The sequence below is a fragment of the Agilicoccus flavus genome, from assembly GCF_014857905.1.
Taxonomy (GTDB): domain Bacteria; phylum Actinomycetota; class Actinomycetes; order Actinomycetales; family Dermatophilaceae; genus Agilicoccus; species Agilicoccus flavus.
Genome location: NZ_JACYXE010000022.1, coordinates 1 through 13,872, shown reverse-complemented (window position 1 = coordinate 13,872; position 13,872 = coordinate 1). Strand labels below are relative to the sequence as shown.

The 13,872-nt window shown below is 65.7% G+C and carries 9 protein-coding genes; 5 read left to right on the top strand and 4 right to left on the bottom strand.

Translation table 11 applies throughout. The annotated features are described in order from the left end of the window. Nucleotides 1–602 precede the first annotated feature (602 nt). From drmA to ICW24_RS18795, 5 genes are all read left to right on the top strand, one after another. A complete protein-coding gene (gene drmA / locus ICW24_RS18815; protein ID WP_226347260.1) occupies nucleotides 603–4,334 on the top strand; it encodes a DISARM system helicase DrmA in 3,732 nt (1,243 codons plus the stop codon). Continuing rightward, nucleotides 4,331–6,412 (top strand): DrmB family protein, encoded by a 2,082-nt coding sequence (drmB, locus tag ICW24_RS18810; protein ID WP_226347259.1) that lies wholly within the window; start codon nucleotides 4,331–4,333, stop codon nucleotides 6,410–6,412. Before drmA ends, drmB begins: the two co-directional genes overlap by 4 nt. 1 nt (nucleotide 6,413) lies before the next feature. Further along, complete coding sequence (gene drmC / locus ICW24_RS18805) at nucleotides 6,414–7,151, top strand: DISARM system phospholipase D-like protein DrmC (RefSeq protein ID WP_226347258.1); 738 nt, start codon at nucleotides 6,414–6,416, stop codon at nucleotides 7,149–7,151. Between the two features lie 19 nt (nucleotides 7,152–7,170). Beyond that, complete coding sequence (locus ICW24_RS18800) at nucleotides 7,171–8,214, top strand: restriction endonuclease (RefSeq protein WP_226347257.1); 1,044 nt, start codon at nucleotides 7,171–7,173, stop codon at nucleotides 8,212–8,214. Nucleotides 8,215–9,016: 802 nt separating this feature from the next. After that, nucleotides 9,017–9,706, top strand: coding sequence for a DUF8548 family protein (locus ICW24_RS18795; RefSeq protein WP_226347256.1), 690 nt, complete (start codon nucleotides 9,017–9,019; stop codon nucleotides 9,704–9,706). A 192-nt stretch (nucleotides 9,707–9,898) separates the two neighbouring features. On the opposite strand, the gene ICW24_RS18790 is transcribed toward ICW24_RS18795, so the two are convergent. From ICW24_RS18790 to ICW24_RS18775, 4 genes are read right to left on the bottom strand one after another with little or no spacing between them, the layout of a single operon-like run. Beyond that, nucleotides 9,899–10,678, bottom strand: coding sequence for a DUF6602 domain-containing protein (locus ICW24_RS18790; RefSeq protein ID WP_226347255.1), 780 nt, complete (start codon nucleotides 10,676–10,678; stop codon nucleotides 9,899–9,901). Next, nucleotides 10,662–11,141 (bottom strand): M67 family metallopeptidase, encoded by a 480-nt coding sequence (locus ICW24_RS18785; protein WP_226347254.1) that lies wholly within the window; start codon nucleotides 11,139–11,141, stop codon nucleotides 10,662–10,664. Before ICW24_RS18785 ends, ICW24_RS18790 begins: the two co-directional genes overlap by 17 nt. Then, on the bottom strand, nucleotides 11,138–12,640 hold the full coding sequence (locus ICW24_RS18780; RefSeq protein ID WP_226347253.1) for a ThiF family adenylyltransferase: 1,503 nt from the start codon (nucleotides 12,638–12,640) through the stop codon (nucleotides 11,138–11,140). The genes ICW24_RS18785 and ICW24_RS18780 overlap by 4 nt, the downstream gene beginning before the upstream one ends. Next, a complete protein-coding gene (locus ICW24_RS18775; protein ID WP_226347252.1) occupies nucleotides 12,637–13,626 on the bottom strand; it encodes a nucleotidyltransferase domain-containing protein in 990 nt (329 codons plus the stop codon). Before ICW24_RS18775 ends, ICW24_RS18780 begins: the two co-directional genes overlap by 4 nt. Nucleotides 13,627–13,872: the final 246 nt, after the last annotated feature.

The following is a 13,872-nucleotide window of genomic DNA, read 5'->3' as shown; positions in this document are numbered from 1 at the left end:
TAACCCAAATCGTGTCAAGAAAGGAGCCGTCCGTCATGTAGGCGCGCCGCGCCTTGCCTCTGCTTTAATTGTGGTTCATGCCGTCCTTATTGGGTGCTTGAGCTGCGGTGAATAAGCCTCCTAGCCTCGACGTTTCATCAGCTGTGGATTTTGCGGTATGGACTGGCGCTCGGAAAGGCGCCTCGATACACACCCTCCGACGTCTTCACCACTTTCCCATTCCCGCATTTCACCGAACCGATGCGTGATGCGGGGCGAGAACTTAATGTGATCCGATCGGAAATCATGAAGCGTCGAGGTCTCGGGATTGAAAAGCTCTACAAGTTGGTGAATGACCCCCGCTCGTCTGATGTGGACGCGGAAAGACTTCGTCAAGTCCACATTAATGTCGATCAAACCGTCTTGGCTTCATATGCGTGGTCGGACATGACTTTGGACTACGGATTCAACGTGTACCGAAATGTGCCCAGGTGGTCAGTCGGGGAAGCGGCGAGAGAAGAGATATTCGCTCGACTACTCGGGGAGAACCATCGTCGTGCTGCTCTGCGCCCTTACGCTGGCGGCAACATAGAGTCTCATGACCTTCGGGAGGGGAATGCGTGATGGCGCGGCCAGTCTTCCCGTCTTACAAACTGAGAATCGGGGGCCAAGACAGTTCGTGGGCTGCCCGAGAGAACCTCGGGGACATTCTGCAGCGTGAGCTGCTCGGCCCCGCAGATGGCGCCGACGAGGTGCTCCTCATGCCGCCGGACACGCGTTACCTCCTAGGACGGATCGCTCCGGCGAAGGTTCACGCCCAGGGCGATGCACCTGACGCCGAGGGCAGTGACAACCCGGATTCGACGATCGACGTCGGTGATGACGTCGACGCTCGGGCTTCCCGGGGTGTGCCGCTGCCCAGTGTCGATGAGACGACGGTCGACGCGGAGGAGGACGCTGCCGAGGATGCGCCCGTCAAGCGGGGACTCATGATTCCTGCGTCGATGGGTCTGCGCTTCCAGGTTCCTCTCGACGTGGCCGCGGTGACTGTCCGGGCGAGTTGGGGCACCTACGAGCCGGAGAGCACGGACCAGCTCATCCCCGGCACCGACCGCAAGGAGCGTGTCTTCCGGCGGCAGCACCACGACCACGCCATCACCCTCGACATCACGGCCCTCGTAGATGGCACGACCACCGACATGCCCATCGACGACGACGTCGTGCTGCGGGTCGACGCCCAGACCGACCGATGTGAGGACGTGGAACGCTGCCGCCGGATCATCGAGATTGCCCTGTGCAACGACCGGGAGACGCCGCGAAGGATCCCGATCAACGCGTGGATGTTTCAGACCGCTCTTTCCGTCGAGGCCGCCGACGGCTCCCAGGCGGCCGTCTTCTTGCCGGTCCACGACGCGCTGCTCGACGCCGAGCGCCCTACCGGTGACGAGGAACGCAGGCGTCTCGACCTGCAGTATCGCGACCTGTTGGAGTACGCCATCGGCCGGACCTGCTCGGCTGACTGGGTTGCCGACACGGGTGCGCGGCGGGCGCGACTCGTCCGTACGACGTGGTTGCCCTCGAGCGAGACCCCGCAGACCCTTGCCGGCGAGACCCCGGGTGCAGTCCTCGACATGCGGGCCCTCGCAGCAGCCGACACCGAGGGACTCGACGCGGGCCTGCATCCGATCGTCGACGGCTACGCCGACTGGCTCGACACGAAGAAGACCGAAGCCGCTGATCTCCCTGCCCATTTGCGCGCCACCGCACGCGACGCCATCGACGAGGCGGCGTACGTCCACGCCCAACTCGCCGAGGGCCTCGACCACCTGCTGACCCACGAGGATGCCCGACGCTGCTTCGCGTTCATGAACTCGGTCATGGCGGACCAACGCATCCGTACCCAGATCGCCTCGGAACGTATCTCCGATCCCGCCCTCGACATCGATGACGCCGAGGAGCGCATCGCCGCGCGGGGCCCCAAAGCCCACTCGTGGCGCACGTTCCAGCTCGCCTTCATCCTCATGCAGGTCAAGGGACTGTGCGAGCCGTCGTACTCGCGCCGATCGGCCGACAACCTCGCCCGCGTCGAGCTGCTGTTCTTCCCGACCGGTGGTGGCAAGACCGAGGCCTACCTCGGGCTCGCGGCGTTCGCCTTCGCGATCCGCCGACTTCAGGGCGTCATCGACAGCCCCGACGGACCTCTCGACGGCGGCGCGGGAGTGACGGTACTCATGCGGTACACGCTGCGCCTGCTCACGGCCCAGCAGTTCCAGCGCGCGGCCGCCCTCGTCTGCGCCGCCGAACTCGAACGCCGCAAGGACGAGGCCACATGGGGCACCGAGCCCTTCCGGATCGGGCTGTGGGTCGGCACGAGCGTCTCCCCGAAGCGCGTCGCCGAGGCGGCTGCCGAGCTGGAGAAGGTCAACGAGGGGCGTGGGCATCGCCTGACGGTGCTGCAGGTCAAGCGCTGCCCGTGGTGCGGTTCGGCGATCTCGTCCAAGAACGTGCAGGTCGACAAGAAGGCCGGCCGGGTCTACGTCCACTGCGGCGAGGAACTCGGCGACTGCCCCTTCTCCCGCGGCGGCGGCGTCGAGGAGGGCCTGCCGATTCTCACGGTGGACGAAGAGATCTACCGTCTCGCGCCGGCGTTCGTCATCGCAACCGTCGACAAGTTCGCGCGGCTCGCCCGTGAGGGTGAGGCGGCGAGCCTCTTCGGATACGTCTCGCGGAAGTGTTCGCGCCACGGCTACGTCCACCCCGACGACAAGGTGTGCAACGGCTCGACGTCACACAACGCGACCGACGGGCTCCCCGCGGCCACGACTGTGCCGGTGTCGCGGCTGCGGCCGATCGACCTGATCATCCAGGACGAGTTGCACCTCATCACCGGCGCTCTCGGCACCACGGTCGGGCTCTTCGAGATGGCGATCGACGCCCTCACGACGTGGCGGACGGCCGACGGTGCCACGGCCAAACCGCTCATCGTGGCCTCCACGGCGACGGTCCGCAATGCCGCCCAGCAGAGCAAGCGTCTCTACGGACGCATGCCCCTGCTCTTCCCGCCCCGCGTGCTCGACGCGGCCGACACGTACTTCTCCCACGAGGTGAGAGTCACGCCGGACAGGCCGGGGCGGCGGTACATCGGTGTCAGCACCACGGGTGTGCGCCTCACCACCGCCGAGATCCGCGTCGCCGAGGTCCTCATGGCCGGGGCGCAGCTCCTCCTCGACCGGCAGGGGGAGGCCGCCGACCCATATATGACGCTCGTCGGGTACTTCAACGCCACGCGCGAGCTCGCCGGCATGAGCCGGTACGTGCAGGACGACGTGCAGACCGCGTTGGCCAAGGGACGGCGCGGCATCGGGCTCCCACGCCGCATCGGCACCGGATTCGGGGCGCTCAACCTCGACGAACTCACCAGCCGCGTCTCGGGCACGGCCATCACCGACACCCTCGACCAGATGGCGCTGACCTTCGACCCGGCGATCGACTCCACCGCGGCTCGTGAGTCCATCCGCCGGCTCCTCGATGAGAAGAAGCCCGTGCCGCAGCGGGCCACCAAGCCGCCCTACGACGTGGTCCTGGCGACGTCGATGCTGCAGGTCGGTGTGGACGTCACCCGGCTCGGGCTGATGCTCATGGTGGGTCAGCCGAAGAACACGGCCGAGTACATCCAGGCCTCCTCACGCGTCGGCCGTGATCCGAAACGGCCCGGGCTGGTCGTGACGCTTGGCAACTGGGCCCGGCCCCGGGACCTGGCCCACTATGAGGCGTTCCGGCACTACCACGAGACGTTCTACTCGCAGGTCGAGCCGTTGTCGGTGACGCCGTTCTCGGCGACCTCGCTCGATCGCGGCTTGGACGGCGCGCTGGTCAGCGCGGTGCGGGTCCTTGAAGCGCCTGTCCCGGATGGCCTCTCACCCGAGCTCGCCGCGTGGCGGATCAAGGACGGGGGCGCCGTGTCGCGGGCTCAGGCTCTCATCGACCGCTTCGTCGCTCGTGCCGTCGCCGCCTCGCCCGAGCCCGGGACTGAGAGTGCTGTCCGTCAGCGACTCGAGGCGAGCCTGGGCAACTGGCAGAAGCGGCAGAGGCACGTCAGCGAGGTCGAGAACAAGGCCCTCGCGTACGAGAAGTTCAAGGACGCGAGTTCGTACGCCGCGCTCTTGCGCAGCGCAGAGGATGTTGAGTCGTCCGCGGTTGCCCAGACTGGCCCTCCATTCGTCGTCGCCAATTCGATGCGTGAGATCCAGCCGGAGATCAACCTCCTGGTCAGCCCCAAGAAGGAACGACTCCTGTGGCACCCGAGCCCGGACACGCCGGTGTGGACCGCCCAACCGACGGGAGACAACGCATGAGCGCGCAGCCGTCCTACCGGAGCATCGTCACCGCGCACAGCCTCCAACCGCTGACACCCCTGGACGACGCGGCCGCACAGAAGGACGCCGGTACGAAGAAGAACCGGGCCAAGGTCGGCTCGGCTCGCCCGTCGTCGCTGCTCTACACCTACGGGCCCGGCTCGGTCATGGATCTGCCGCACTTCACCGTCATGCCCGCCGGACTGCAGGACTGGGAACGCATCTGGGCCCGGCGCGAGGGAACGCCGTCCATCTACGCCCCGGCGCTGCTGGAGTCGGTCCGCACCCTGCTCAAGCACCGCGTCGACGAGCTGCGCCCCTTCCCGCATGAGGCCAACGCGACGCTCTTCGGTGACGAGGGCAAGGATCTCGGCATACCGGCCCGAATCTTCCCGCAATGGCTGCGGTGCACCGGCTGTGACCGGCTCGCGCCCATCGCTGCGTTCGAGTACGCCAACACCAACCCTTACCGGCCAGACCAGGCTATCTTCGAACATGTCGGGTGCCCGGGTCGCCCCCGCCGAGCGGGTGTTGCCGGCGGGAGTAGGTCGGCAAAGTCCGGCAAGGTCAAGCGGCAACCCGCCGTCACTGCCCGCTACTTGCTGACCTGCATCGACGGCCACCTGGACGAGTTCCCGTATGAATGGTGGGTCCACGAGGGGAGTCGCTGTCCGAAGGCCGATGCACCGATCCTCAAGATGATCGACCACTCCGGTGGACGCGGCGCCTCGGCGACGATCCGGTGCGACTCCTGCGGTGCCCAACGACCGATGAACCAGGCGCAGGGCGAGGCCGGTCGCGCACGACTGCCCAAGTGCCGCGGCAGACACCCGCATCTCGACGGCTTCACGCCCGGTGGCTGCAACCGGGAACCTCGCCTCATGCTGGTCGGCGCATCGAACCTGTGGTTTCCCGCTCTCGCTTCGGCCATCGTCATGCCGCGGCACGACGAGGCACAGAAGCGTGCCGACGACGTCGACGCCGTGAGGGCGGCCTTCGCCAAGGACCCCGATGACGACCCAGCCGAATACGTCGGGCAGGTGAAGTTCTTCCGGAAGTTCCTCAAGGGAGTCATCGACCTCGAGGGCCGCTCCGACGACGACCTCGCGGAGCTGCTGGAGCACGTCATGGCACCCGAGGCCAGCTTGGAGGAGAAGGTCGAGCGGTTCGAGAAGTGGGATCCGGTCGACCTTCTCGTGCCAGAGTGGCGCTACCTGCAGAAGGATCCGCTCTCATCCGGCCACGATGACGACCGCAGCGGGTTGACCCTCTCCCCGCGTGCGCTCTCGCCCCAGATGCCTCCGGGAATCAGCCGCGTCCTGGCCGTTGACCGACTCCGTAAGGTCAACGCCCTTGTGGGATTCACCCGCGTCGACGACATGGACCGCGTCAACGACCTGGGCACCCGACTCGTGCCGCTCACCGACAACCCGCAACCGTCGTGGGTCGCGGCCACCGAGGACCGGGGCGAGGGGGTCTTCCTGCAGTTCGACGAGGACATGGTCGCGGCGTGGGAGGCACGGGTGCGGGACACCGCGACGTGGCGGGCCCACCGCGAGGCGCACGCCCGCAACTACCGCAACCGCTTCTCCGAGACGGCCGCCGAGGTCGATCCCGACGACCGGTTGCCGGGGCCACGCTATTGGCTCGTGCACACCTTCGCGCACATCCTGTTCCGAGAGATGGCGATGAGCAGCGGGTACGGGGCCGCCAGCATCAACGAGCGGATCTACGCCTGGGATGCCTCCGGAGACCGACCGGCCGCAGCGGGCGTCCTCATCTGCACGACGGCCTCCGACAGCGACGGCACTCTCGGCGGCCTGGTCCGGCTCTCAGAGCCAGACCTGCTGGCCGACCTCATGAGCAAGGCGTTGACGCAGGCCCGACGGTGTTCCTCCGACCCGATCTGCGCGCGGCGCACCCCCAAGGAACCCGAGGACTTCCTCCACGGAGCGGCCTGTCACTGCTGCGTCATGGCCTCGGAGACCTCGTGCGAACGGGCCAACCGATTCCTCGACCGCCGCTTCCTCATCCGGCTGCCGGGTGCGGAAGACGGCCTGGCGTTCTTCGGCGACTGACATGCCCACCACGGGAGACGGTGTCCGTGAGCTGGCGAGCTACCTCACCGGCGCCGAGGCCAAGCAGATGGCCGACCAGGTCGAGGCGGCACTGCCGATATCGACGGTGCGGGGCAGCCTCGCGCCATCCCGGGCCCCGTACATCATGGCGCTGATCGAGCAGTCCGGGCTCGCCGATGACCGCCACACGCTGGTCTCGGTGCTACGGGCCGTCGAGGGCGCACGCGCATCGTCGCTGATCGTCTCGCCCGTCTGGACGGCGCCCGATAACCTCGTCGGGGCGGGGCAGCTCACAAGCACGTTGCATCAATACATCGATAACGCCCGCGAATCCGTCATCTGCGCGACCTACAACTTCCAGCGGTCTTCAGCGCTCTGGGAGGCACTCAAGACGGCCGCCGGGCGTCCCGGACTGGACGTGCAGGTCTACATGGACCACGACGCGGCGGACGAGAGTCCCGCCGGTTGGAAGCCGACTACCCGCGACGTCGCAGCCACGCTGGCTCCCGCGCGGGTCTACCGCACCGTTCCGTGGCAGGGGACCACCGTCCGGACGCACGCGAAGTTCATCGCCGTCGACCACCAGTACCTCATCGTGATGAGCGCGAACTTCTCTAAGAGCGCCGAGCATCACAACATCGAACTCGGCCTGGTGGTGCATGACCGAGCCGCATGTGAGGGAGTGCTTGCCACGTTCGCCGGATTCCACGACATCTTCGAACGCGTCCCGACACAGTGACAGGAAGCGAGACACCGCGATGACCACATGGGGCATCCACAACGACCGGCTCGGGGACCAGCTCTACCGCGACGGCTTCATCAGCATCGGGTGGGACGAGATCGGCGATCTCGACGCCATCGGAGATGACCGCGACAAGCTCAAGCAGATCCTCGCCGACAGCATCGCCGACGCCAAGCCCGGCGCCATCCCCGTCTGGGCCGGGATCCTGCACCGCTTCGCCTTCGACATGCGCCCGGGGGACCGCGTGATCTCCCCGTACAAGGCCGACGGCACGTTGAACTTCGGCCTCGTCGACGGGCCGTACGAGTTCCATCCTGAGGTCGACGAGCACCGTCACCGTCGCCGGATCAGGTGGATCCAGAGGGGTGTCCCACGTGGCATCTTCCCCCAGTCCGCTCTGTACGAGATCGGGGCTGCCATGACCCTCTTCCAGGTGTCGAAGCACGCCTCGGTCTTCGCCCCGTATTTCACCCCCGGCGCCGTGGTGGACGCTCCTGCAGATGCCGTGGTCGTCCCATTGCGAGACGACCACGCCACGCATCACCTCGATGAGTGGGCGGCCGAGGAACCGAACGCGGAGAAGCTGGACCAGTACACGCGCGACGTCGTTCTTCGGACCCTGCTGACTGACCTCACGCACGAAGAGTTCGAACAGTTCACAGCCGATCTGCTACGGGCGATGGGGTACCAGGCCAGAACGACGCCCTACGTTGCCGACGGCGGCATCGATGTCATTGCTCATCGTGACCCCCTCGGTCTGGAGCCGCCGATGATCAAGGTGCAGTGCAAACACTCCGTCGCTCAACGCTCCCGCCCGGATGTGCAGGCCTTGATTGGCACCCTCTCGCAAGGCGAACTCGGTCTCTTCGTCAGCCTGGGCGCGTACAGCAGCGACGCCCTCGCCCTCGAACGAGAGCGACAAGCGCTTCGACTCCTATCGGGTCAGGACGTCGTCGACCTCGTCCTGAAGTACTACACCGGCCTCGCGCCAGAATGGCGAGCACGCATCCCCCTGCGACAGGTCTACGTGATCGACCGAGTCGGTGAAGGACGCGGGTAGGAGGCCCGACTGCCCCGTTTGGGGGCGGTTTCCAGGACTCCGGGCAAGGCGCGGACCGATGTACGCCACTACTTGACCTGCTGCAGCGGTCCACCGCCTTCTGTAGCGATCGCTGGCCGCACCCGATAACACCCAAGGAGGAGCATCGAGGAGGGCCCATGACGCAGCGCGTGCACCTGTTCACCGGCGGGGAGACGCGTGCCCGCGTCGTCAGCGCCTCCGAAGCGTGGTCCCCGGCGCGCGCTGAGATGACGCAGAGGCAAGCTCCAAAGAAGGCGCTTGGGAAGTGCGACGTCTGTCGACGTCGCAAAGCCAGTGGACGCTACTACAAGCGGAGTGTGTGCCATCGTTGCCGAGGGCTCTTGGAGGTGGTCGATAGCACACGACGCGCCGTGGAGAAGTGGGAGAAGAGGAACGCTGCTGGCAAGAAGCCACTCACCCTCGTCGTCCGAATGATCGAGGCTCAGCAAGCCCAAGCGGAACTGGACGGGTTCAGCAGGGGAAGACGCTCCCGTGGTGAATCCCAGCCGCCGACGGTCTGCCCACGCTGCCACGTGACGTTGCCCGCGACCGGTCGCTGCGACGATTGCGACTGACCTGTTACCGCCGGCGACGTCGAGTCCGTCACAGGCGAGGCCTTATCCAGGTTGACCACCTCGCGCGGCGAAGCGGGGCGTCCCTGCAGCGGACCTCCTGCTCGGGAAGCGTGCAGCGGCCCCATTGCGGACGACACGGGCGGCACATCGGTGCATGCCGACAAGCGCCGTTGGCGTCAGCGTCGGCGCGGAGGACCATGGCGGACATGGTGACTCAGGAGGCCCTGGAGGCAGCTGACCGGCTCGACATCCAGCCTCGCCAGCAGCGCTGGCGTAGCGCGACCTACTGCGTTCTCGACGCCGTGTGGAGCATCGGCGCTAACTACGACGCGGTCGTGGCCCCGTTGGTCAAACGCGTCGCCGACGCCTGCGGAGACGCGCAGCCACTCACTCCGGAGATAGATGCTCCCGGCCCCGATCCGACACCGCTGATCGATTTCCGGTCGCGATTCCCGTCCCCGGAATCCCTGCTGGAAGTGACCCACAACAGGCAGCGCACCTCGTCGACCTCCGGCATTCCCAAGACCGAGGCCGTCCTGCGCTACTGCGACACGCTCCTCGAGAACGACGTGGTCGACCTGGCTTCGGCGCAGAAGGTGCTGACGGACGCCGAGAAGCAGCGTGCTGTGACCGCGAAGCTGCAAGAGATCCCCGGCAGCGGCGTCCGTGAGGGCTACTTCTGGATGCTTGTCGGCTCGAACGACCTCGTGAAACCGGACCGGCAGGTACTGCGCTGGCTACGCGAGCACGGCATCGTCACGGACGTCGCCGGCGCCCGGACAGTGCTCGCCGAAATCGCCCGGGAACTCTCCGATCGGCGCGGCCTTCCGGTTACCCCGTGGGAGTTGGACAACGCCATTTGGCGAGCAGTGTCGCGCTCCTCGGCCAGATACTGAAGTCTCGAAGACACCCGACGGGCGGTCCACACCCCCGAAAGATTAGGCGCCGACCCGACCGCGGCTCCGCCACAGATCCTGCACCAAGGTCACAGCGGCAGGGGCGTCGCCTCCCCATGCCCGCCTGAAGGCAAGCCAGAGCAGATGTCACCCACCCTGAAGTAGTCCCTCTCTATTCTCCCTGGCAGCTATCTAGTTCGTGGCTAAGTCGGGGTGCAGCAGTGCTTCCTCATACAGGGAAAGGTCAACGGCAAGGGCAGAGCCGAGGGATTGAAGGCGCCTGAACAACCGGAGACAGAACCAGAGCAGTTGGGTGTCGGGCGGAGCAAAGTGGAGCCCTGGTGCTAGCATCTCCCGGTTAAAGGGCGCCGTCGTGTTGTCGAAAGCGCAGTCCAGTAGAGCGAGCCCCATGTCAACGCGCCTATTGCCGATGTGCTTCGTGATTTGCGCTTGCCCGCTGCTCCCAGTGAGGCCGCTCTTCCAGGTTGAGTGGAGGGCAAGGATCCCTGAAAGGATGGGCCTTTGGTCTAGAGAGGGGCCGGGGTGAGTGCCGTGGATGTCGACGATCTTCCCGCTGGTCCGGATGAGTTGGCGCACCGATTCTGCCTTTTTCCCTGCGTACTCGAGGTGTCTAGCATTCACCTCCTGCTTGACCTCGAAGACGGCGTAGATGCTCTCTACGGGCACGATGCGTTGCCCAGCGGGTGACTGGAACCAGATTGGAGCGTACTGGCGGTCGTAGATCGCGATGTCGATCTGTTCGCTCTGTCGGCCTGTGATGTCGAGGGCTTGGACCGGACCCACCTCGTACCGTCCTGGGAGGTAGGAGCGCAGCATCCGGGTCCAGTTCGCCTCGGAGGCGTCACCGATCGTGGTGGGGTGCTCGGTGAAGTCGAGGGGGATGCCCAGTTCGGCAGATAAGGCGCGTTGGCGAGCTTGGAATGCTGCGTTGAGATCAATGTTCGTACTCAAGGCGATCCTCGGTCCTTTGGTCGACAAGACGGAGCGTGAGCGGTTGAACATCCCCGGCGGGAGTCGCGTTGATGGCGTGGCCGCACCAACCCGATGCGGTGTTCACTGCGACAATGAGCAGCACATCGTGGTTGCCGTCGGAGGCCAGCTGACGAACAGCTTTGCAGTCGGTGGTGCTTGGGCCGCTTGCGGCAGGGTGGCTGTGCCACTCGCCCACGTAGCCGGTCGAGCCATCCGGGTGCGAGGCCATGGCCTTCTTGAGGGCAGCCGTACCACCGTCGGCGTCCCGGCGGTATCGCACAGACGACGCGTCGGGATCGCGCACTTCGACGCACCGCACTACGCAGGCCTCATCACCGACGTAGTAACCGAGCAGTAGGCCACCAGTTTCTCGCGGCAAGGCCCGTGTGGCAGCCGCTTCGATGGCCTCCCACGCTGCGGCGCAGATGGTGACCGATTTCATGACGGCAACTTGAACAGGGCGCGTGACTCGCCGGCGGGCGGGATGTCCTCCCCGCCGAGCATCTTGATGGCGAACCGTGCTCCCATGCTTGCCGTTTCGAGGACCGCAGTCGGTGGTGTCGGTGAGACCGGGTCGCCGCATCCGGTCTCGAACTCTCCCTGGAAACTGCCGTGTAGCGCGTCTTGCGGAAGGGGATCAGCATCGCCAAGTGGAGGGCAAACATCAACCCTGCCGTACTGGCCATGTCCCACGACGGCGACGTGCAGGAACCGGCGGTTTGTGAGCTTCGCGGCTTGTTGCAACATCTGCCAGACGATGCTGCTGCCTGTGCAGTCGACGACGAGGTCACGCGAATTCAGAAGTTCGACGGCCTCAGCGAGAGTCGTGAGGGGTCCCTCCTCAGCGATGGGGGACTTCGGGTCTCGAAGGAGTGCGGAGTTACGGACCGCCGTGGTCTTGAGCTTCCCCGCGAAGGTGGGAGTGGCCGCGTGACGGACGAGATTGCCGGGGAGCAGCATGTCGCGGTCATGCAGGCTGATATCGCCGACACCGCTACGGTCGAGCAACTCCGTGACATAGGAGCCCACACTGCCCGCACCGATGATCGCGACGGAGTGTTCACGTAGTGCGGATGCATGCCATCCAGCCCTGCGGCGCTGTGAGTCGGCTCGCTCGGCGAGGGTGAAGTGCATGAGCGGAGCGTCGCGCTCGAGCCAGAAACCGATGAGGCCTCTGCCGCCGCCCCTTGCGTATCGACCTGCAACCAGCAGGGGACGGCCGCACTCCAGGAATCGCCCTATCGTTTGTGCGTGATCGTGGCAGGCGTCCACGACATCCCCCACGCTGAAGACGGGTCCGCGCAGCGCACCGAGTTCTACAGCGACACCGTTCAAGTACCGGTCAGCTTTGTGCTTCTTTCGGGGCCTTCTACCCGTGCTGGTTGGTAGAGACGCTGGTGGAGGCGACGTCTTCACAACCTGGAGCTGCATGACCCCACCCGAGCCGGGCTGAGAGGCTCGGAACCATCCTCCGGCGATGTCATCCCAATGGTCGATCAGCAGACAGGTGCGGGTGCGAGTCCCCCCAACGACGGCGCAGTGTGCCAGATTGTAGGCCTCCACGTCGAGCTGTGGCATGTCCTCAACCCAGCCCGCGTCGGCCGCGGCAATCCATTCCTCGACTCGCTCGATGAGGGTCTGCACGTTGAGCCATGGCATGGGCGCCTGCGAGTTCTCCGTCCAGAGGCACAGGAGCCCCCCAGGAGCGGTGTGCCACCCGCCCGTGTCGGCTCTGTCTGGTAGGAAGACGTTGGGTGCCGAGTAGGGGTAGCCCTCTCGCAGCGTGACGGTCGCAGTTTCTCGCGCGGGTCCGACCCTGCCCGTCCATTCCCAGTCCCTCGGGAGTTCGCCAGCGCGCACAGTGCGGAAGTTGCGACGATTCAGTTCCTCGTCGAGTCGGCGGATTGCGGCCTCGACGAATTCCTGCGCGTCGTTACTCATCCGAAGGTCGGGGAGTCGCCGCTGGGCAGGCTCTGGTAGCCGGGAGTGATTAGCGAACCGCCGAGAGCTGCAGCGGATTTGGAGGGATCCTGGAAGACCTCCTCACCCGCGGAGGTCACGCCTAGCAGGTCGCGGAAGGTTTGAGCAGCGGCATGGTCATCGATCTCCTCAAGCGCGGCGCGTGCCCTATCAGCGGCCTGTTCCCAGGCCGCTGCGATGGCGTCGAACTGGGATGGCGTCGCCCGAACATGGAGCTCTTGTCCTGGCACTGCGGGGTTCATCAGCGGGGCGCTGCTGTCAGCGTGCGCGCGCAGCAGCGGGGCCATGGTCTCCAACGCCACGGTGTAGTACTCCGCAATCGACGACGGTGAACCAGCTGCTCCATCGGCGGGGATGGCTCGGAAGGCGTGGAAGGCTGCTACCTCCACGAAGAAACCTCCTGGCTTCGTGTGGCCGAGCAGAGCTCGACGGGTCTGCCGCAGCAGTTTCACTGTCGGGACGTAGTAGTCACCGTGCTTGTCGTTGCACTCGCTCGTGAGATCGCCGAAGCGGAGGGGATCGGTCGCCTCCCAACCGTCGTCCTTGTTAGGGATCTCCCACGCGTCGCCCGCTTCACGTGCGGGAACGACGTCGACGTGCATGTCGTAGTCGGGGAATTCGACTTTCACAGAACGGTCGTTCTTGACAACGCGATCTCCGTATTCTCCCCGAAGAACCGTGAGGAACTTGACGAGCAAATCCTGGGAGGCGGTTTCGGCGGGAAGGCCAGGAAGCTGACAGAAGACGTCGGCGTCCTTGATACGGCGGATGGAGACGTGCCGACTGTAAGAGCCGATCAGAAGAGTGTCCAACCCCCAGCTGCGGAACCCCTCGTTGGCGTCGAGCACCTGCCGAACCTCCGCATGCGCCAACGCAGCATGCTTGGCATCATCCCCTGGCTCGATCGCACTCAGGGCGCCCTGGAACTGCTTTGTGAGGACCGACATGGCCTCCCCCTTCCCGACGGCATGCGGCCGACGCTTGAGTTGGTGTCACTTAGGCTAGCCCGGATCGTTCACGAGACTCGGGTGTGATCGGCGCGTAGAAGCACGGAAGTGCCTGTCCAGCAGGGAAACTTGGGTTTGCGACGACTCAAGGTTTCCGAACCGGAAGGCACTCCGTAGGTGAAGCGTACTTCGTGGTCTACCGGCTTGTCCGTGACCTCCGATGGTGTCGGCGTGGTGGCCCATGCG

What these genes read in the sequence shown, in the direction of transcription:
- ICW24_RS18795 (WP_226347256.1), top strand. Translation starts at nt 9,017, where the DNA reads ATGGTGACTCAGGAGGCCCTGGAGGCAGCTGACCGGCTCGACATCCAG.
- drmB (WP_226347259.1), top strand. Translation starts at nt 4,331, where the DNA reads ATGAGCGCGCAGCCGTCCTACCGGAGCATCGTCACCGCGCACAGCCTC.
- drmC (WP_226347258.1), top strand. Translation starts at nt 6,414, where the DNA reads ATGCCCACCACGGGAGACGGTGTCCGTGAGCTGGCGAGCTACCTCACC.
- ICW24_RS18775 (WP_226347252.1), bottom strand. Translation starts at nt 13,626, where the DNA reads ATGTCGGTCCTCACAAAGCAGTTCCAGGGCGCCCTGAGTGCGATCGAG.
- ICW24_RS18780 (WP_226347253.1), bottom strand. Translation starts at nt 12,640, where the DNA reads ATGAGTAACGACGCGCAGGAATTCGTCGAGGCCGCAATCCGCCGACTC.
- ICW24_RS18785 (WP_226347254.1), bottom strand. Translation starts at nt 11,141, where the DNA reads ATGAAATCGGTCACCATCTGCGCCGCAGCGTGGGAGGCCATCGAAGCG.
- drmA (WP_226347260.1), top strand. Translation starts at nt 603, where the DNA reads ATGGCGCGGCCAGTCTTCCCGTCTTACAAACTGAGAATCGGGGGCCAA.
- ICW24_RS18800 (WP_226347257.1), top strand. Translation starts at nt 7,171, where the DNA reads ATGACCACATGGGGCATCCACAACGACCGGCTCGGGGACCAGCTCTAC.